Source organism: Phycisphaerales bacterium (genome assembly GCA_016716475.1).
GTDB lineage: Bacteria > Planctomycetota > Phycisphaerae > UBA1845 > Fen-1342 > JADJWG01.
Genome location: JADJWG010000002.1, coordinates 1131679 through 1149651, shown reverse-complemented (window position 1 = coordinate 1149651; position 17973 = coordinate 1131679). Strand labels below are relative to the sequence as shown.

The following is a 17973-nucleotide window of genomic DNA, read 5'->3' as shown; positions in this document are numbered from 1 at the left end:
TGAAGCCGACGTGTTTGCCGGAGCGCCTCCCGCTTCAGTTCAGCTCCGGCCGGATCGCACCGACCATCCGGCGGCGGAGTCGCCGCTCGCGCCGTGCGTACGTGTTCACGGCGCGGGCCGGATCGTGGCCGGAGAGGAACGCTAGCCACGCCTCCTGCACCGCGTCCTCGCGATATGCGTGCGGGACCAGGCGCAGCTCAAGGTTGAGCCGGTCCGCCGTGCACACTGGTGGCAGCGTTGCGTTCATTCACCTGTACCGACACGAGAACGGGAGATTTGACGTGCGTGGGGAGGAAGGACGGCAGATTGTTCCACGGGTGGACCTGCCCCCTCGCCAGCCCCCCTGGTTGTCGATGAGAACGCGCTGCCCGATAATGGCACCTACAGCGTGAGGGAGCGAGATCATGATTGACCGTACCGCGAGGGATGAACTGGCAGCTGCCATCGAGACGTACCTCGACGATCGCTCCACGGCCTTTCAGTTCGACGAACAGATCAGTGAGATCGCGGGGCGAACAAGCGACGGCACCGTGCAGAAGTTCGCGTTCGAGCTTTGGTGCCACTACGACGACTGCACTGACCATAGGGTCATCTTGTCGAAGGCGCAGTGGGGCTTTTTTCAGCGTCTGCTGCTGGTTCTCCGCTCGGACGCTGAATGGCACGAGCGGACTCACCGCGTCTGGAAGTGGAAACATGCTGTCGCCGGAGCGTTGTTCGCCGGCTTCATCGCTGTCGCGCTCGCAACGGGGTTCGGATGGCACCTCTTCATCGTGTCCATTCCATTTGGTCTTCTCTCAATGGCGCTTTCTCACTACAGCAGCGAGAAGACCGGCGATGCGGACATTGAGAGAACTCGAATCGCGCCGTTTCGCACTTTCGCTGACCTTCGCACGACCCGGTCCGCACAAGCATCGTTCCGCAAGCGACGCTTTCCGTCACAGATCGCCCGCCGGCGCATACGCAGTCCGCTGCTGGACAAGCTGTACACCGTTCAAGCTCGAATCCTGTGGTTGCTGTGTGCTCCGGCGGTGCTCCTATTCCAGATGATCCCCGTTGTTGAGGGTGAAGGATGGGTCGAGGTCGTCCAGCCGCCGCACCATCAGCTCAGCCGTGAATTCGCTCCGCTGTCGTGATACGCCGCCCGCAGTGGCAGCACTCGCGCCGGCGCACAATCCGGCCACCCCAGGCGGCGCGGGTGTAGATCACGCGGAAGTGCCGGCACCCGCAGCGCGGGCATTCGATGCCGCGACGGTCAGGGTCCTGATTGGATGCGGCAGGCCGCGTCACCGGCGATTCCGCCGCATCGCCGAATGGCTCGCGGCCGGGCGACAGGCGCCCGCCGCACCCGAGCAGCTCACTATCCAGGAACTGCTCGCCCGCTCCTGGCGGCACATCGTCGGCTACGGCGTGCATCCCGAGGTGCGCTCAATGCTTTCCAGTGATGCAAGGTGCTCGTACAGACGCGGTGCACGGGTGTCCGTGTGAGCCGGTGCAACGCCGGAAGCGATGTCCGCTGGGGATCCTCGCCCGGCTGGTTCGGACTTTCGATCTCAGGGCTTACATCCAGGTATCCTAGGTACGCTAGCGGGTGGACCAAGGCCGTCGGGCAATAGCACCCCTCCAGACATAATCACACGAACGGCTGCCTCGACACTCCAGTCCAAGTCGATCAGATCGCCCCGCTTGACCATGAGTACAAAACCAGTCGTCGGGTTTGGAGCGGTGGCGACAAAGACGGCACACGCCTCTTCGCCGGTTTGCGGGTCAACCGTTACACGGGTGATAAACCCAACGGTCCGCACGTGTGGGCTTGGAAATGGTACGGAGACGACACGCTGGAATGTCTGACCGGATTCTCTTGCGAATGTCTCGAGCACCTGCTTGGAGGCGTGGTAGATGGTCTTCACCAGGGGCAAGCGGTTCACAACCGCTTCTCCCATCTGCACGATGCGACGTCCCACGATGTTCGTGGTGACCATCCCCAACACATAGAGCACCACAACCGTAAGCAACGCCGAAACACCACTCAGACCCCAGCGCACGGCCGGCGGCAAGGCATCGATGCCGTTTGCCTGGACGGCCTGTGACGAAAGACCAATGCGATCGAGGAGTTGTGCTGTCCACGGACTGGTGAGCAAGCCCTCGATGATCCAGAGCGAGGCATCACGCATGATTCCGAAGACGAATCCGACGAGTAGGATCGTGATCCAGATCGGCACGACCAGTACAAGCCCGGCCACCAGATGATTGCGTAGCCGTGCTTTGAAACTCGCGCGGCCGTGGTCTTCGACGGGCTTGAGCTCCGTTCCCTGGGCAGCGCCGATCATGGTGTCACCTCCAAGTAAGGGGGGTCGCGCCGTTATCGCGCCCATCTCAATACGACGAATCCACCCACCAGCAGGACGAGAAAGAGCACCGCGAGTAGGTCAAAGTACCGCTCAATGAAGTCTCGGATGGGCCGGCCAAACCACCAGAGCAGGCCCGCCACCAGGAAGAACCGGGTCCCACGCCCGATCATCGAGACACCCACGAAGCCAAGCAGATTCATGCCGAAAGCGCCGGATGCAATCGTGAATACCTTGTACGGGATGGGCGTGAATGCGGCGGTGAAGACGACCCAATAGTCGTACTCGGCGTACAACGCTCGCACATGCAGGTAGTAAGTCTCGGCGTGGTAACAGCGGATGATCGGACGGCCGAGCGCCTCCATCAGACCTGCTCCAATGGCGTACCCGGCCACTCCACCGAGCACGCTGCCGATCGTACAGGTCGACGCCAATTGCCACCAGCGCTGCCGCGCGCCGAGCACCAGCGCGATCAGCAGGATGTCCGGGGGCACTGGGAAGAAGCTCGATTCCGCGAACGCCAACACGAAGAGCGCGACGGCCCCATGCGGCGTCTCAGACCAGTGCAACATCCAGTCGTAGAGTCTACGGTGCGGGCGTCGCCACCACGCGGCATGTGACTGTGTCTTGACGGGTTGGTCGGAATCCACGCGCGTGCTCCACGCAGCCGTTGCTGCGGACCACAATCGGCCACTACGAATCGAGTCAGCTTGTGGGAAGGAACTTGCAGCGTGCCGGGGTGGTTAGACGAGGAACCTGCAGAGCAATGCGCAATGGGGGGTGACGCACGTGCAGTGTTGGTGGGGGCTGGCAGTTTGGCGTATGTCGAACGGCCTCTTCACCGCATGGTGCCACGCGGTCTCAGCCAGTGACGGCGTGGCACCCGCGCGGTGCTCACCTTTCAGAGCCGGCCTGCGTTCGCCAGGCAAGGAAGCCCAAACCTTGGAAGATGAGTCATACGTACAAATGGTCAAAATCACCGCATTCGACTGCGCCCCAGGCGCACGATCGGACCTCGTCAGCAGCGCGGGCCATGGCCATACCGCAACGAGTGCAACGAGCGTGACCTGGGCGTGTCGAGAGACAGTGACCATCCTCAGTTCCTACATGGTCTTGCCAGCACACCGGTCGTGCCCGCCACGGACCGCCCGAGAAGAAGCGGACAGCAGCCGGTGAGGGAGCGCCCCCGGTGACCTGCAGCGCTACACCGGGAGGCCCCGGCTTGTACGGGAATGCATATACGGCAACGCCGGGCATTTCATACTTGTGTTCAGGAGCATGGCAAGAGTCCGAGTTCAGGGAGTATCCGGCCCGACGCGCAAGCAAGAACCGCCCGTGGGTGAGCGGGTGCTCGCAGTGAAGAAAATGCGACCGGCTGTGCAGCGCGTTCAGCTCACCGAAGCGAAGCCGAACAGCAATCCGGTGATCAGCCAGGCGCCGAAGATACCGCCCGCCACCAGCGTGAGCAGGGCCAGGATGCGCTTGAGAGCATTCATGGTCAGCAAGTCCTCGTTGGTACACGGGGCGTGGCCCGCGCCGTGCCCGTAGAGCGCTGGCGCGGGCGCACACTACCCTGTACTCCTCTTTCCACTCCGTCTGGTTATCCCGCTATCCGCGCTCGGCTGGTGGGGCTGGGTGCGCCGCCGCCGCCGGTTTGGGGGTGACTTTCTTCACGGACATGATGTCGAGGTACTTCACGCCCTGCTTCTCGTAGAGCTTGCCATGCACTTCGACCGCTTGCAGCGCGAGCGGCATGCAGCTCTTGGCCGGTCCCGTGGGTCCCTGGCCGAGGATGATCAGGCCCTCAGACGTCGCCAGCGCGACGGGCACACCCGCCTTGATGCAGTCCGAGGTGCACTTTTCCTTGTTCTCGGGGTACCCACCAAGCAGGTAGTAGTGCAGGTCGACGATGGTGCCGGTGAGAGTGACTTCCTTGCCGACGGGTGCCGGTGCCGGGGCGCGTTCCTGCGCGAAGAGTGCCCCGACCGTGGACCATGTGACCAGTGCCGCCAGGCCCGTGAGCCAGACCTTCTGATTCATGCGATGCATCTGCGGAGTCTCCCTTGCGCGGTTCACGGACTCGCCGTGCCGCGCATGCTGGTTCGATTTCCAATTCGATCACTTGAATAATGTGTCCGTGTTACCAAAGGTCAGCGAAGATCAGCGCAAAGTCTCATCTCCTTCGGGGACGCAGCCGGACACACAGGATGAGCCGGAATGCATTCGCAGCCCGCCGCGGGCTCGGGGGGCGCAGAACGCGACCACCGATATCCGCGGGACGTTCGCACTCATCTTGTGGGGGATCAGGTTTCGGCCGTCGACCCAAACCGTTTGGAGAACTTCGGGAGGGGTGTGAAAAGCAGCCGGGTCTACACTCCGCGGTCAGACACCCACCGCTCCTCTCGAGTTGGAAGAAGTATATCTCAGAAATTCAGACATGCCAAACCGTACCGGTTTCAAGTCCGATGCCGGGCGGAAAGGGGGAGCCGGGCAGCCACAGAATTCCGATTGGGCGGCTTGCTTTCGGCGGACAAGTGGCCAAGAATATCCGTTACAGAGCCGGAACGTATTCGGCTAATATGAAACGGTCCATCCGGGCCTCCGCAGGGGTGGGCGAGCCACGCCAGTTCGGCCGGCACACGCCCGCCCGTAACCTCCACAACCGGCGTCGGTTGGGATCTGCCAGCCCCTGAGGAACTACCATGACCTCGCGTGAAATCGTCAAGCGCGCTATCACCTTCCAGAACCCGCCGCGCCTGCCGATGAAATTCGACATCGTGGGCGTCAACGACTGCTACGATGTCTGGACCGATGATCCCACCGGATGGTCCTGGCAGATGGGCCCCGGCTTGACCTACGACGAGTGGCACTGTGGCTGGGGCACGACCGACGTCGCGAACACCGGGCAGGTGCGCGAACATCCGCTTGGCGACCTCACCAAGCTCAAATCCTTCGCCTGGCCGAACGTCGCCGACCCGCGCCGCTACGCCAGTTTTGCCGGGCAAATGGGCGGCGCGGGCGAGCGGTTCGTTATGTTTTGCTTTGGACAAGGCATCTGGGAGCGGTTGCACATGCTCCTCGGCATGGACAAGGCGATGCTGGCCTTTCTGCGGCACAAAGAAGAGGTCCACGAAATTCTCGATCGCGTGCTTGACCATCACATCGGTGTCCTCAGGCAGGCCCACGCCATCGCCGGTGGGCGGCTGGACGCGGCTGCGATGGCCGATGATTGGGGGGTGCAGGACCGCCCGTTCATCAGCCCGAAGATGTTTGAGGAGTTCTTCAAGCCGCGTTACGAGCGCTGGTTCCGGGAGATCAAGGCGCTGGGCCTGCATACGTGGATGCATTCCTGTGGGAAGATCAACAAGCTGCTGCCGCATCTCATCGAGGTTGGACTCGAAGTGATCAACAACCAGCAGCCGAATACAGTTGGGCTGCGTGAGTTTGGCGCAGAGTTCCAAGGCAAGGTGTGCTTCGAGGCCATCGTCGATACACAGTCCACGTTGCCCCGGGGAACGTACGACGAGATTCGACAGCAGGCCCACGACATCTACGACTACTACGGCACTCCACAGGGTGGTCTGATTGCCAGCGACTACAACGATGCCGAGGCGATCGGCGTGACCGTGGACCGGCGCTACGTGATGTTCGAGGCCTTCGCGGAGCGCGGGCAATACCCCGGTTATCGCGACATTCTCGCACGCGCCAAGGCCGGCGGTGTGGCCGCGGGACATTCGTGGGGCCGGGCGAGCAGTGCGGCCGACGCGACGGCGTAGACGGCTGTCCGAAACCGGCCAACCGCTGGTGCGAGAACTCTTTCTCGCACCAGGTCCGGGCAGCAGCGCCACTTATCGCGCGCCTATCCTGCTGCCATGCGGTTACAGGTTTACTTGGCCCTTTCCGCCATGGCCGCGTCGATGAGGGGACGCAGTGTGGACTCGGAGAAGTCGAACCGGGCCCCCGCGGCCTGGAACAGTTCCGGCAATGGTCGGGACGCACCCAGCGCCAGGCCGGCCCGGTATTCAGCCACGGCCTGCGCCGCATCCTTGAGCGAGTTCTTCCACACTTGCAGTGCCCCAAGCTGCGCGATGCCGTACTCGACGTAGTAGAACGGCACCTGGAACACGTGCAGCTTTTTCTGCCAGCCGATGCGGTCGTGGGCCTCCAGCCCGGCGTAGTCGACCTCCGGCATGAACCGCCGCGTCAGCTGCTGCCAGTGATCCTTCCAAGCTTCGATCCCGGCTTCCACGTGCGTATACACGTAATGCTGGAAGCCGTCGATGCAAGCCATGTAAGGAAAGAACCCGATGATCTTCTCGAACTGCTGCTGCACGGCGCGACCGGTTTCCGCACCGTAAAACGCCTCCCAGTATGGAATCGTGAGCAGTTCCATGCTCATCGAGGCGACTTCGGCGAACTCGATGGGTGAGTTGCGGTAGGGGAGGAACGGTTCCTGTCGGTAGGCCCACGCGTGGAACGCATGGCCTCCTTCATGCAGAAGCGTACGCACATCGCCGTCCGTGCCCACGGCGTTCATGAAGATAAACGGCACGCGGCGCTCGGCGAGGGTGGCCTGGTATCCGCCGGGTGCCTTGCCCTTGCGGCTGCCGAGGTCGAGTAGATCGCGCGCCCGCATGATGTCAAAGATTTCGCCGAGCTCCGGGTCCACCTGGTGGAATATCCCGCTGCACTTTTCGGCCAGTTCCGTGACCGTCTCAAAGGGCCGTAACGGTGGCCGCTGCTCCGGATCACAGGCGAAGTCCCATGGCCGCAGTGTCTCAAGGCCCAGCTTGGCACGCCGTTCAGCGGCGAGTTGTGCGACCGCTGGCACGCAGACCTGTTCGATCGCCTCGTGGAACCGCAGGCAATCCTCCGGTGTGTAGTCGAAGCGTTCTCGCCGACGAAACATGTAGGCGCGGTAGTCGGCAAAGCCGGCGTTCTGGGCCATCCGGTGTCGTAGGCGAACCATCTTTTCGTAAAGCTTGTCCAAGGCAGCGCTGTCGGTGAAGAAGCGGTCCGCGCCGAGCCGCCAGGTCTCCTCGCGCACTTTCCGGTCCGGCTCTTCCTGGTAGCGCGCCAGTTGTTGAAGGGTGTGCTCGCGCCCGCGATATGGCACGGTCATTGCGCCGGTGATGCCCTGATGCTCGGTGATGAGCTTCTGATCCTCCACCTGCAGCGGGATGTTCTCCTCGCGGTATAGCGCGATGCTGTTCATTGCGCTGCGTTCGAGCACCTCGTAGCGCCTGGGCGGCAAGGCCAGGGACTCGGCCGCCACCACGAACTTGCGCAGCAGCTTGTCGCGCCAGGGCTCGGCGTGCGGTGCAATATGCTCGATGAAGTACAGATGCCGCTGCTTGCGCTCCTCGTCGTCCGTCTGGCAGGTCATCAGGATTTCACGCTGCACGCCTTCCTCATCAAGCGCTGCCTCCAGCTCAGAGGCATCGATCAGCCAGCGCTCCAATTCGGCGAGGGTGCCGATGGGGCGTTCTGCCAAAAGGCGGTAGTAGGGTTCGGCGACGGCCCACTCGTCGAACCGGGCGTCGGGCGGGACAAAGTGCCGTGGAAACTCGGGCGCCTGGGGTGTGGTCATGTGTTTCCTTCCTTCACGGTGGTGTTCGGTCTCTGGGGCAGCGCCCGGATGCGCTCGGGCCCGCGCTGTTGCCACGCTCACGTATCCGGCTACCTCACAGCGCGTCCGGACAGTTCCACCAGAGCAGCGGAGCGGTCGGGTACAGCGCCGCGAACCTGCGGTAAGCCGTATCGGCCTGGTCACGAGTCGGTGGCGGCCGGGAGTGTACCCGTTGGATCAGCCGGTCGAGGCGCCCGCGCAACGTGTTAGGCGCTCGTAAAGTCCGCGCGATGCGATCTGTCACGAGATGGGTGTTGATGGCCTTCTGAGCATCGAGGGCGCGCAGCATCTGCACACCGAACGGGTTCTCGACATCCAGGCGGCGGTCAAATGTGCGGGCGTCGTCGGCCGCAAATCGTGCCATCAGGATCACGATGAACGCGGGATCAAGGTCCCACACCCCCAGGCGGAACTCAACCGAGCAGTTCTGCGGATAACGGCCCACTCCCCAGGCGGTCTCGCGCAAGTACAGGTCCACGCTGCCGCGCGTGATGGGAAGCAGGGCCCCGGTGGGCATTTCGAGCACTTCGGGGGGTAACACCGAGTTCGGCCGCATCGATTCTTCCACGCTCCCCCGGACGGGCATCCTACACAGCCCGGTTTGCATACCGCAACTCGGTGATGGCGGGTCGCTCGGGCCGGCGGCTACAACTTCAGCTTCTGCTCGACGCTGCGTACCTTGTCCGCCATGGACTGGGCGCGGTCGGTACGCGTGCCGACCCGGAGGGTCGTGGAAACCCGCGGGGCCCCCATCTCATGGACGACCTCGTGACAACGCTTCACGGCGGCGAAGACAGTGTCCCACTCGCCCTCGATGTTGGTCCCGTAGGCGTGCAAGTGGGTCTTGAGACCTGCCTCCTGCAGAACCCTTTCGCAAGCGGCGACATAGGCCGATACGGACACGCCCACACCGAGTGGAATCACGCAGAGGTCCACGATGACTTGCATGGGAATGCTCCTTGCGACTCGTGGTTGTTACTCCGCCGGGGCGGGCGGAGACAAGGGGGGAACGCCCGCTTGTGCGGACGCCTCAGCGGCGGTCTGCCGCTTGGCTTCAGCACGCCGTTCCTTCTTCAACCGGCGCTGCCAAAGGGCTTCGATCACGAGTAGGCGCGAGCGCGAGAACAGGATGATGAGCGCTCCCACCTGGAGTGCCAGGTTCTCGGCCAGCTTCGTGCAGATGTAAGTCTCGCCGGTGCCGCAGCCGCAGTCGAACTTCACCGCGCAGTACCATGCGAACTCCCCCGCGCGGGCCGGGTCGCTCAGCAGCGTCGCGGCGTGCAGCGCCAGCAGGGGTGTAAAATAGAGCAGCATGCCGTTGATCAGCAGTGCCGCGCCGCGCCGCCAGATGCCCAGCACCACCGCGGCTGCGCACAGCAACTCCAGCCACGGCAGCACGATCACGACGGCATGCATCAGGAACGGCGGTTCGGTTGGCAGCACCTCGAAACCGCGCAGGGTCTTCAGGAAATTCGCCGGAGCCATGATCTTCAGGATCGCCAGGTAGGCGAACCAACCACCCACGCCGAGACGGGCGAGCAACAGTGGCACCCCGGAGCGGTCGATCTTTCCCAGCAGACTCCGCGGACGATCGTTGGAACCCATTACGGCCCCTCCGTCAGTGGCATGCCGGCCGCGTGCCACTCTTCCCACCCGCCTTTGTAGATGTGGAGTTGCGCGCGGAGGAAGCCGAGGCGCTCCAGCTCCTGAGCCGCGAGGATACTGTCTTCACATTGCCCGCCGTTGCAGTAGATGATGATGCGTTCCGCTCCGAGGTATTGCAGGGCTACATCCGCAAAGAAGCCGGAATCATACGGAAAGAACTGCACCGCGGTGGGGATGTGGCTGCGTCGGTAGGGGGCGCTGTCGCGCGCATCGAAGAAGACATCGAGCATGCCGACCCGCGCCTCGTCTTCGTAGATCGCCTTGACCTCGTCGAAGCCGAGGAGGGTGTAGGGTGCATCCAGCAGCGCCCCGTCGGGCTGCGCCGCTGAACCATGACCTGGCTCGGAAGCGGCTTGTGGGTCGGTTGCCGTTTGCGTGGCGGGCGCCGGACGGGGCGCCGGCGTCACACTAGGCATATAGGAGTGGAAAAGGTTGATCTGGCCACGACCGCGCGCGCCATTGGCCGCCAGCCCCACTACGCAGCCGAGTATCAGCAGGAAGAACGCCCCATAGAGCGTGCGCCAGATTTCACGCATGCCTGAACTACTCCCACAGCCGGACAAAAGTACGGCAGGAACCCGGTGCATCGCTACGCAGCAGCCAATTATAGCCAGCGGCGCTCAAGGACGCGTTCCAGGGCCGCCCGGGAATGGTTTGTCCAACGACGCCACCACGGCTCATCCCACGTGGTCGGGAACTCCCGCCGGAGTCGCCGTACGAAGGCCAGCACGACTGGCGGTCGGCACGCCGGCATCTGGATGCCGACCTGGTCCCGATGATATCTTTCCTCGCCACGCGGGTGGATCCAGCCGTGCTCGCGCGCCACTTCGCGGGCGCTGGTGCCCGGCCAGGGGTAGTACGGCCGAACGTCCACCACATCGGGGCGCAGCCGAAGCAGCAGAGCCCGCGTCTCGTCGAGTGCTGCCTCGCTTTCGTAGGGCGCGCCGAGGTAAACGATGGCCCGTGTACGAATGTTCGCGCAGCGCAGTGCGCCAAAGGCCGCGCTGAGCTGCTCCGCGCTGAGGTCCATGTTGAAGATCTCGTTTCGCAGGAAGTCGCTGCCGCTAATGACTTCTATATCGGCCGTCTGGCAGCCCGCGGTTGCAAGGGCCGGCACGACTGTGTCCGGGGGCTGGTTCGCCCGTACATGGCAGCGAAACGGCAGGCCGCAGCGGGACCGATAGAGCGGCAGAAATTCCGTGAGCCAATCCGCATCGAGAGTGAAGGCGTGATCCAGGAACCGCACACGTGTAAGGTTCGCATAGTGCTCCCCAAGAAACTTGATTTCTGCACAGATATGGGCCGGGGGGCGTCGGCGTACCCATTGTCCGCCGCCCAGATAGAGCGCAGCGACCGTGGCGTTCGGACAGTAGGCACATTGTTGCGGACAACCGCGCCCGACGGCGATTTCGACCTCCCCGGTCTGCCGCAGCCACTCCGCGTAGCCGAACAACGTCCGGTGCGCGAACGGCAGCGAGGTGAGATCCTCGACCAGTGGCGGCAGCGCGGGCCGCGCGGTGCCCTGCTCGTCACGCAGCCATACCCCGGAGACCACTTGGGCGGTAGTGGGGTCCTGCAGACGTTCGAGGTACGTAACCAACGAGGCATCCGGCTCGCCGATCGCCACTGCGCGAACCCCGGGCAGACTCAGGGCCGCCGCGGGGTCGACGGTGGCATACAGGCCACCTACCACGATGGGCAGGAATTCGCGGCGCTCGATGTGCTCAAAAGTGCGGCGGGCGGCATCCACGCACACAGGTGACACGTCGGCGTAGATCAGTTGGGGCAGCGCCCGGGCGAGGGCCGCTTTGCTGCGCTCCAGATCAAAGCGTGCCAGGCCCTCAAGGGTGAGCTGGTGGTCGCGCCTTTCGAGCAGCGCCAGCAGGGTTGCGAGTTGCGGCTCGAAGCGCGGGAGACGCCGCCCACGGGTCGCGGGTGTAAACTGGAGGACGAGGATCCGCATGTGGCTGGCGGTGCCTGAGAGTCCAACGACGCTGCGAAGCTACGCCGCGGCATTCTAACACCGGTCTTGCTCACTCCACCAACACCCGGTCCCAGAAGGCACGGGCGAGCGAACGCGGAAAGTGGCCCGTACCGGCTTGGATGGTGGGGATCCGCGTCGCCAACTCGGGATAACGCAGGGCTTCGTTCAGGAAGACCTCGGTTTCGCCAATGATGCGCGCGCGTGTTTCCTCCCAAGTCTCGTCGCGATGTTTACGGTAGCGGCGCTCCATCCCGCGCTTCCATGAGGTGCCGGGCCCATACTACTGCGTGGTTGTAGCGTTGCCTTCCGGCGGTGTCAGCGTGCAAAGCACACCCACGAGGCCGACACCAACCATTTCCAGTGGCAGCGGCCGGGCAAGCGCCCACGCCGGTATGGTATCCAGGTGGGCGAGTTCCGGGGGCAGGTTCAGGGCCGGGCGCAACGCCGCCACCAGCAGGCCGAGTATGCCCAGTAGCAATGGGGCCCCGATGAACCAGCGCGGGTCGTGCACCGCGAAGCACTGCCGCGCGACAAATACTCCGGTGAACAGCCCCACACCCACCGCGAAGTACACCTGACCGCGCAAGGTCCAAGCGCCCGCCGGGCCGCATAGCAGGTGCATGGCCAGCGCACCCGCTGCGGTTGTAATCAGCAGCACCAGCCAGCCCCGCTGCACGGTGTTCGCCGCTCCCTGGGGCAGTAGGGTTGCCCGGATGCGTGCCGGCCACGGTTGGGAGGACGCTGTACGGTTCCACATCGTAATGACCCAGGCACCGAGGACGGCCGGGATCAGCCACGCATACTCCCACAGCAGCCATGCGTAGGGCGCACCGCGTGGCGTGCCCTGCGTAGTGTTCGCCGCCAGTAGCCAGTGGTCGAGCACGCCGCCGGTTCGTCCACCCTCCGCGGCCCAAATGGCCAGGGCGAGCCCCATCGCCATCAGCGGGTGCCGCGCGTCCCCCGGGGTGAGCCACCGCGCTGCAATCGCCACACCGACCCACAGGATCAGTACTGCCAGCGGCATTGCCACGACGCCCAGGGCACTGCTCGAAAGCACCAGGGGGCGCTCGTGACCGCTCGGCAGCAGCGGCCCGACCATGTAGTGCAGCGCGAGCCACATCAGCAGTGCGGCCGCGAAGAACCGCAAGCGCAACCACCAGCCCAATGGCGTGCCAGGAGGTGTCGTGGAATTGGTCATTGGTTACAAACTACCCGTGCCTTACCCGGTGGGTCAACGGTGTCCCATGGGAATCATGGCCCGGTGGCTGTCCCTGCGTCACCCCCACCGCACCTATAATGCGGCGATGCCCGAATTGCCCGAAGTCGAAACCATTGTCCGGACCTTCCGCCCGTGGCTGGTCGGGCGCACCATTGTCGGTTTCGACTCCTCTTGGCCCAAGGGTGTTCAGCCCAGTGTCGCTGTGCTGCGGGCCGCCGTGCTGGGGCGCCGCATCGATTCCCTCAAACGCCGCGCGAAATTCATCGTCATCCAGCTTTCGGATGAAACCGCGGTCCTCGTTCATCTGCGCATGAGCGGCCGCCTCGAATGGGAAGCGGAGCAGCCCGCCGCGGCGCACGTCCGCGCCTCGTGGAACCTCGACGACGGCAATCGCCTGCTGTTCTGTGACGCCCGCAAGTTCGGCCGCATCATGCACACGCACGACCTCGCGGCGGCGACTGCGGGTCTCGGCCCGGAGCCCCTCGCCCGATCGTTCACGCCGGCAGTGCTGGCTACCCGGCTCAACACTCGCCGGCGTCAACTCAAGCCGCTCCTGCTGGACCAGTCCGTCGTTGCCGGGCTAGGCAACATCTACACGGATGAAGCACTCTTTCGCGCCGGTCTGCACCCGCTCACCGTTGCAGAGCACCTGCGACCGCCACAGATCGAACGTCTGCACACGGCCATCCGGGATGTGCTGCGGCTCGCCATTCGCAAGCACGGCACATCACTCGACTGGATCTACCCCGACGGGTGGATGCAGAAGCACCTGCAAGTGTATGGCCGCACAGGTGAACTATGCCGCGCGTGCGGCACGCCAATCCAGGCGTTGCGGGTTGGGCAGCGCGGTACCCACATCTGCCCCCGGTGCCAACCGTTGCCGCGGCGCCCGGGGCGTCGATAATCCCACCATGTGCGGCATCGCCGGTATCCTCAATCTGCGACCCGCGGCGCCCCCGGTCAGGGCGGCCGAACTGGAGCTTATGGCCGCCAAGCTTGCCCACCGCGGGCCGGATGGCAGCGGCGTGTACGTGGACCCGCAGGGGCGCTGCGGGCTGGCCTTTCGGCGCCTTGCCATCATCGACTTGGTAAGTGGCGCGCAACCCCTGGCGAATGAGAGCGGCCGTATCTGGGTTGCTTTCAATGGCGAGATCTATAACTTCCGCGCGCTGCGCAGCGACTTGGAGCGGGTCGGACACCACTTCGCTACGCAATCGGATACGGAAGTGCTCGTCCATCTCTACGAGCAGTATGGCGCAGATGGCTGCCGGCAGCTGGCGGGTATGTTCGCCTTCGCGTGCTGGGATGAGGAGCGTGGCCGGCTGATCCTGGTGCGCGATCGTTTCGGCAAGAAACCGCTGCACTACGCGGTGCATGACAGCCGTCTGTATTTCGCCAGTGAACTGAAGGCAATTCTCGCGCTTCCCGGCATGCCGCGGCGGTTGGCACCCCAGGCCCTGCATGAGTACCTGATTTACCAATACGTGCCGGCGCCACACGCCATTTATGCGGGATTTCGCAAGCTGCCGCCGGGCCACCTGCTCGAGATTGAGCCCGTGACAACGTCGCGTGCGGCCGCCACGCCGCGCATCGACGACCTCACCCCGCGGGCCTACTGGTGCCTCGATCCGGCACCCTTTCATGGCTCGTACGCTGAAGCCCTGGATCAGTTGAACGTACTGCTGCGGCGCGCCGTAGAGCGCCGGCTGGTGGCCGACGTCCCGCTGGGTGCGTTTCTCTCGGGTGGACTGGATTCTTCGATTGTGGTGGCACTGATGGTGCAGCTCGGCGTACGCCCCCTGCGCACATTCAGCATGGGCTTTACGGATCCGCAGTATGACGAGACCCGCTTTGCCCGCCGGGTGGCCGCGCACTTCGGCACTGAGCACCATGAGCACCTTGTCGTGCCTGAGGCACACACGATCCTGGCACAGCTCGCGTGGCACTACGACGAACCCTTCGCCGACTCTAGCGCGATTCCGACCTATTACGTCTCACACTGGACACGTCAGCACGTAACCGTTGCGCTCACCGGCGACGGGGGCGATGAACTCTTTGCCGGATACGATCGCTACCGGGCTGCAGCGCTGGCCGAGCGGTTCGATCTGGTGCCGGGCGCGGTGCGGCGGGTTCTCGCGGCTCTGGCGGGCTGGTTGCCTCATGCGCAGCCGCGTTCGTGGGGGCACCGTACCTATCGCTTCGCACAGGCCCTCGCTGCACCGCCCGCGGATCGTTACCTCTCCTGGGTCAATGTATTCCCTCCGGCGCTGCTCGCAACCGGCTACCGACCCGAGTTTGCCGCGACACTTGCGCTCGACGCACCCTTGGATTGGTTCCGCGGGCTCTATGAAGCCGCGCCCGGACCCGCGGCCAACCGCGCGATCCGCACCGACTTCGCCAGTTATCTGCCGTTCGACCTGCTGACCAAGGTTGACATTGCCTCCATGGCCTGCGGGCTCGAATGCCGCGCCCCGTTCCTCGATCACGAACTCGCATCCTTCGCGGCCGCGCTTCCGCTGGCATGGCGGCTGAAAGGCGGCGGCAAGCACATTCTGCGGGATTGGGCTGCGGACAAGCTTCCTCCGGCGGTGCTGCGCCGCCCGAAGATGGGCTTCGGGGTTCCGGTGGGGCGTTGGTTCCGCGCCGAACTGCGGGATACGCTCCGCACCCACTTGCTGGCCCGAGATGGACTTTCCATGCGTATCTTCCGGCCGGAATGGCTAGCCCAGCTCGTCGAAGGGCATTTATCCGGACGTGCTAACTACGAGCATGCGCTCTGGGCACTGCTGATGCTCGAATACTGGCAACGGCAATGGGCCCCGCTCGACTTGGCCGACCTGCCTTGACCTTACGCCCGTTGCCCATCCATCCGATGGAGTGAAAGGGGTCGGTCTGCCCGGCCCCGCCCCGAGGAAGCTCTGCGCATGATCATCGAACAGTCGGATATCGACGCGCTGCTCGCAGAGGCCGGTGAATTGGCGGCATCCGCGGCGGAGTCGTTCGCGCCCGAGGCCGTAGCTCCGGTGGTCCCGCCAGCACGGCCGGCGCCACCCCGGCGCACGGTGAGTACCGGCTTGAGTGCCGCCTTGCAGCGCGTTTTGCGATTACGCGTACCGGTGATCGTGCGCCTCGCGCAGCGTCCGATGCCGATTTCCGCCGTTCGCGACATTTCGGTTGGTTCGATCATCGAGTTTGAGAAGTCTGTCGAAGACCGCCTGGACCTGCTGGTCAACAACCGGCTGGTCGGGCACGGACAATGTGTCAAGGTAGGCGAGAACTTCGGCTTGCGGCTCAGTGCGGTGATCAGCCCCGCGGATCGCGTGCGAACACTGGGGGAATAGGGCTCAGCGTTTTCGTCGCGGGAGCAGCAATCGCACCTCCGGCAGCCGCAGTAGTGCGCCGAGCAGCAGGTAGACGAGTGTTCCGACCGCGAGCAGCCCGAAGACGTTGAAGGCCCTGCCCGCCACGACGGATGGAATCCGGTTGGTGATCCCCTCCCACGGCGGCTGCAGAGCCAGCACGGTTGCCGCCGCGCCCAACGCCGCCACCACCATCGCGAGCATTCCCCGCAAGGTGCAGCCATTCAGAATCCGCATCCCGGTGCGGCGGTGCAGCAGGAACAGGCCGATGACCACCAGCAACAGCGCTGTGAGGCATGTGCTGTAGGCGAAGGCCTGCTCGCGGATGCGCGGCACGAAGATCAGCATGAGGTTGAGGCCCATGTTCAGAGGCAACAGCCCGATGCTGATCCACAACGGGGTGCGCACATCCTGCAAACTGTAAAAGGCCCGGATCACGATGTGCTGTGCACAGAACGCCCACAGTCCCAGGCCGTAGATCGCCACAATCTGTCCAGCCCGCAGCGAGTCCGCCGGTCCGAAACGGCCGTACTCGAACAGGAGTCGCACGAGCTGCACGGACAGCACGACCATCATGATGCCGGCCAGCAGGCCCTCAAAGACCGCGAGCCGCAGGGCCTGCCGCACCTCACCGGTCCAGGCCGGCCACTGCGCGTGTGTCGCAAGCCGGCTGAACGCGGGCAGCGCCGCCGTCGCGAGCGAGATCACCAGCACTCCCAGTGGAAACTGGTAGAGCCGTTGGGCATAGGTCACGGCGGAGAGTGCACCTTCGCGCAGGGGATACTCGAAGGCGAGCCCGAACCAGGAACCCACCGCCGGTCCACCCGCGCGCTGCGTCAACAGGATGCACACCTGCGCATCGAGGTAGACTCCGAAGGCGAGCACGCCCTGGCCCAGCAGCACCGGACCTACCAGACCCAGCATCCTTCGCACTGCCGGATCGCTCCAATGGAGCTCCCAACCCAGTGGAATGCCGTGCTGCCGCAACACCAGCCACAGCAACAGCAGTTGCAGCACACCGGCCGCGACCACCGTCACCGCGACGATGTAGACCTGCGCCTCAGGCCGACCGGGAAACCAGGTCGGAGCCGCGAAGCGGATCGCACCGATCATGGCGAGGTTCAGCACCACCGGTGCTAGCGCGGCCGGCACGAAACTACCGAGGCAATTCAGCAGACTTGAAAACAGTGCCAGTACGCAGATGGTCAACATGAAAGGCAGCATCACGGCTGTCAGCGTGAGCAGGAGCTGACGAGCCGCGGTTGCCTCCGGGGGGCCGCCGTGGAAAAGGGCGATCAGTCCGAGCACCATGCCAATCAGCAGAATCACCGTCGAGACCGCCACGGTGAGCAGGGCCAGCGTCCGGGCGAACAGTTTCCACGCCGCGGCCCGGCCGTCCTGTTCGAGCACGCGCGTGAACGTAGGCACAAAGGCCGCGGCCATCGCCCCTTCGCCGAACAACCGCCGGAACAGGTTCGGAATCTGGAAGGCGTAAACCCAGGCATCCTGGATCCAAGCCAGCCCGAAGGCGCTCGCGAGGAACATGTCCCGCACGAGGCCGGTCACGCGGGACAACAGCGTACAGACCGCGATGAGCTTCGCGGATCGCACGACGTTGTGGCCCGGTGCGGGTGGTGGCGCATGCTGCCCAATCTCGGCAGCAGGTGGAACCGGCGGCGGCGAACCGGGCTCGGGCATGGAGCGGATGATAGCGGCGGTGGTGCGTCTCGTGAAAAGTGGAAGCTGGAGCGTTGCCGGCGATACACGCAGGG

General features: G+C 64.4%; 19 protein-coding genes. 5 read left to right on the top strand and 14 right to left on the bottom strand.

The window, feature by feature from the left end; all coding sequences use genetic code 11:
- Nucleotides 1-34: 34 nt before the first annotated feature.
- Nucleotides 35-247, bottom strand: coding sequence for a hypothetical protein (locus IPM18_12430; protein ID MBK9120390.1), 213 nt, complete (start codon nucleotides 245-247; stop codon nucleotides 35-37).
- A gap of 157 nt (nucleotides 248-404) precedes the next feature.
- Here IPM18_12430 and IPM18_12425 point away from each other — a divergent pair, with 157 nt between their 5' ends.
- Complete coding sequence (locus IPM18_12425; GenBank protein MBK9120389.1) at nucleotides 405-1133, top strand: hypothetical protein; 729 nt, start codon at nucleotides 405-407, stop codon at nucleotides 1131-1133.
- Here the strand turns inward: IPM18_12425 and IPM18_12420 are convergent.
- From IPM18_12420 to IPM18_12405, 4 genes are all read right to left on the bottom strand, one after another.
- A complete protein-coding gene (locus tag IPM18_12420; protein ID MBK9120388.1) occupies nucleotides 1105-1413 on the bottom strand; it encodes a hypothetical protein in 309 nt (102 codons plus the stop codon). The genes IPM18_12425 and IPM18_12420 overlap by 29 nt on opposite strands.
- Nucleotides 1414-1550: 137 nt before the next feature.
- Nucleotides 1551-2327, bottom strand: coding sequence for a DUF502 domain-containing protein (locus IPM18_12415; GenBank protein MBK9120387.1), 777 nt, complete (start codon nucleotides 2325-2327; stop codon nucleotides 1551-1553).
- A gap of 32 nt (nucleotides 2328-2359) precedes the next feature.
- Nucleotides 2360-2917: a DedA family protein gene (locus IPM18_12410; protein MBK9120386.1), complete on the bottom strand. Its 558-nt coding sequence runs from the start codon at nucleotides 2915-2917 to the stop codon at nucleotides 2360-2362.
- A 1036-nt stretch (nucleotides 2918-3953) separates the two neighbouring features.
- Nucleotides 3954-4394: a hypothetical protein gene (locus IPM18_12405; GenBank protein ID MBK9120385.1), complete on the bottom strand. Its 441-nt coding sequence runs from the start codon at nucleotides 4392-4394 to the stop codon at nucleotides 3954-3956.
- A gap of 653 nt (nucleotides 4395-5047) precedes the next feature.
- On the opposite strand from IPM18_12405, the gene IPM18_12400 reads away from it, so the two are divergent.
- Nucleotides 5048-6121 (top strand): hypothetical protein, encoded by a 1074-nt coding sequence (locus IPM18_12400; protein ID MBK9120384.1) that lies wholly within the window; start codon nucleotides 5048-5050, stop codon nucleotides 6119-6121.
- Nucleotides 6122-6231: 110 nt separating this feature from the next.
- On the opposite strand, the gene IPM18_12395 is transcribed toward IPM18_12400, so the two are convergent.
- From IPM18_12395 to IPM18_12360, 8 genes are all read right to left on the bottom strand, one after another.
- Nucleotides 6232-7935, bottom strand: coding sequence for a M3 family oligoendopeptidase (locus tag IPM18_12395; GenBank protein MBK9120383.1), 1704 nt, complete (start codon nucleotides 7933-7935; stop codon nucleotides 6232-6234).
- Between the two features lie 94 nt (nucleotides 7936-8029).
- Entirely contained in the window at nucleotides 8030-8530 is a 501-nt protein-coding gene (locus IPM18_12390; protein MBK9120382.1) for a hypothetical protein, read from the bottom strand.
- 89 nt (nucleotides 8531-8619) lie between these two features.
- Nucleotides 8620-8922, bottom strand: a complete 303-nt coding sequence (locus tag IPM18_12385) for an MTH1187 family thiamine-binding protein (protein ID MBK9120381.1) — start codon at nucleotides 8920-8922, stop codon at nucleotides 8620-8622.
- Between the two features lie 27 nt (nucleotides 8923-8949).
- Entirely contained in the window at nucleotides 8950-9579 is a 630-nt protein-coding gene (locus tag IPM18_12380; protein ID MBK9120380.1) for a hypothetical protein, read from the bottom strand.
- Nucleotides 9579-10175, bottom strand: a complete 597-nt coding sequence (locus tag IPM18_12375) for a rhodanese-like domain-containing protein (protein MBK9120379.1) — start codon at nucleotides 10173-10175, stop codon at nucleotides 9579-9581. The genes IPM18_12380 and IPM18_12375 overlap by 1 nt, the downstream gene beginning before the upstream one ends.
- Before the next feature lie 68 nt (nucleotides 10176-10243).
- Nucleotides 10244-11602, bottom strand: coding sequence for a radical SAM protein (locus tag IPM18_12370; GenBank protein MBK9120378.1), 1359 nt, complete (start codon nucleotides 11600-11602; stop codon nucleotides 10244-10246).
- Between the two features lie 70 nt (nucleotides 11603-11672).
- Entirely contained in the window at nucleotides 11673-11873 is a 201-nt protein-coding gene (locus IPM18_12365) for a hypothetical protein (GenBank protein MBK9120377.1), read from the bottom strand.
- A gap of 30 nt (nucleotides 11874-11903) precedes the next feature.
- Nucleotides 11904-12770: a hypothetical protein gene (locus IPM18_12360; GenBank protein MBK9120376.1), complete on the bottom strand. Its 867-nt coding sequence runs from the start codon at nucleotides 12768-12770 to the stop codon at nucleotides 11904-11906.
- Between the two features lie 157 nt (nucleotides 12771-12927).
- Between IPM18_12360 and mutM the strand changes: the two genes are divergently transcribed.
- The 3 genes from mutM to IPM18_12345 all read left to right on the top strand — a co-directional run bounded on the left by mutM (nucleotide 12928) and on the right by IPM18_12345 (nucleotide 16183).
- Nucleotides 12928-13746, top strand: a complete 819-nt coding sequence (gene mutM, locus IPM18_12355) for a bifunctional DNA-formamidopyrimidine glycosylase/DNA-(apurinic or apyrimidinic site) lyase (GenBank protein ID MBK9120375.1) — start codon at nucleotides 12928-12930, stop codon at nucleotides 13744-13746.
- 7 nt (nucleotides 13747-13753) lie between these two features.
- A complete protein-coding gene (gene asnB / locus IPM18_12350; protein MBK9120374.1) occupies nucleotides 13754-15688 on the top strand; it encodes an asparagine synthase (glutamine-hydrolyzing) in 1935 nt (644 codons plus the stop codon).
- A gap of 78 nt (nucleotides 15689-15766) precedes the next feature.
- Nucleotides 15767-16183: a FliM/FliN family flagellar motor switch protein gene (locus IPM18_12345; GenBank protein ID MBK9120373.1), complete on the top strand. Its 417-nt coding sequence runs from the start codon at nucleotides 15767-15769 to the stop codon at nucleotides 16181-16183.
- Nucleotides 16184-16186: 3 nt separating this feature from the next.
- Here the strand turns inward: IPM18_12345 and murJ are convergent, their stop codons facing one another.
- The gene (murJ, locus tag IPM18_12340; protein ID MBK9120372.1) at nucleotides 16187-17899 is read right to left on the bottom strand and encodes a murein biosynthesis integral membrane protein MurJ; all 1713 of its coding nucleotides are present in this window, start codon (nucleotides 17897-17899) and stop codon (nucleotides 16187-16189) included.
- Between the last annotated feature and the right edge of the window lie 74 nt (nucleotides 17900-17973).

Excerpts from the sequence above, each read along its gene's own strand:
- IPM18_12430 (MBK9120390.1), bottom strand. The coding sequence starts at position 247 with ATGAACGCAACGCTGCCACCAGTGTGCACGGCGGACCGGCTCAACCTT.
- IPM18_12425 (MBK9120389.1), top strand. The coding sequence starts at position 405 with ATGATTGACCGTACCGCGAGGGATGAACTGGCAGCTGCCATCGAGACG.
- IPM18_12420 (MBK9120388.1), bottom strand. The coding sequence starts at position 1,413 with ATGCACGCCGTAGCCGACGATGTGCCGCCAGGAGCGGGCGAGCAGTTC.
- IPM18_12415 (MBK9120387.1), bottom strand. The coding sequence starts at position 2,327 with ATGATCGGCGCTGCCCAGGGAACGGAGCTCAAGCCCGTCGAAGACCAC.
- IPM18_12410 (MBK9120386.1), bottom strand. The coding sequence starts at position 2,917 with ATGTTGCACTGGTCTGAGACGCCGCATGGGGCCGTCGCGCTCTTCGTG.
- IPM18_12405 (MBK9120385.1), bottom strand. The coding sequence starts at position 4,394 with ATGCATCGCATGAATCAGAAGGTCTGGCTCACGGGCCTGGCGGCACTG.
- IPM18_12400 (MBK9120384.1), top strand. The coding sequence starts at position 5,048 with ATGACCTCGCGTGAAATCGTCAAGCGCGCTATCACCTTCCAGAACCCG.
- IPM18_12395 (MBK9120383.1), bottom strand. The coding sequence starts at position 7,935 with ATGACCACACCCCAGGCGCCCGAGTTTCCACGGCACTTTGTCCCGCCC.
- IPM18_12390 (MBK9120382.1), bottom strand. The coding sequence starts at position 8,530 with ATGCGGCCGAACTCGGTGTTACCCCCCGAAGTGCTCGAAATGCCCACC.
- IPM18_12385 (MBK9120381.1), bottom strand. The coding sequence starts at position 8,922 with ATGCAAGTCATCGTGGACCTCTGCGTGATTCCACTCGGTGTGGGCGTG.
- IPM18_12380 (MBK9120380.1), bottom strand. The coding sequence starts at position 9,579 with ATGGGTTCCAACGATCGTCCGCGGAGTCTGCTGGGAAAGATCGACCGC.
- IPM18_12375 (MBK9120379.1), bottom strand. The coding sequence starts at position 10,175 with ATGCGTGAAATCTGGCGCACGCTCTATGGGGCGTTCTTCCTGCTGATA.
- IPM18_12370 (MBK9120378.1), bottom strand. The coding sequence starts at position 11,602 with ATGCGGATCCTCGTCCTCCAGTTTACACCCGCGACCCGTGGGCGGCGT.
- IPM18_12365 (MBK9120377.1), bottom strand. The coding sequence starts at position 11,873 with ATGGAGCGCCGCTACCGTAAACATCGCGACGAGACTTGGGAGGAAACA.
- mutM (MBK9120375.1), top strand. The coding sequence starts at position 12,928 with ATGCCCGAATTGCCCGAAGTCGAAACCATTGTCCGGACCTTCCGCCCG.
- asnB (MBK9120374.1), top strand. The coding sequence starts at position 13,754 with ATGTGCGGCATCGCCGGTATCCTCAATCTGCGACCCGCGGCGCCCCCG.
- IPM18_12345 (MBK9120373.1), top strand. The coding sequence starts at position 15,767 with ATGATCATCGAACAGTCGGATATCGACGCGCTGCTCGCAGAGGCCGGT.
- murJ (MBK9120372.1), bottom strand. The coding sequence starts at position 17,899 with ATGCCCGAGCCCGGTTCGCCGCCGCCGGTTCCACCTGCTGCCGAGATT.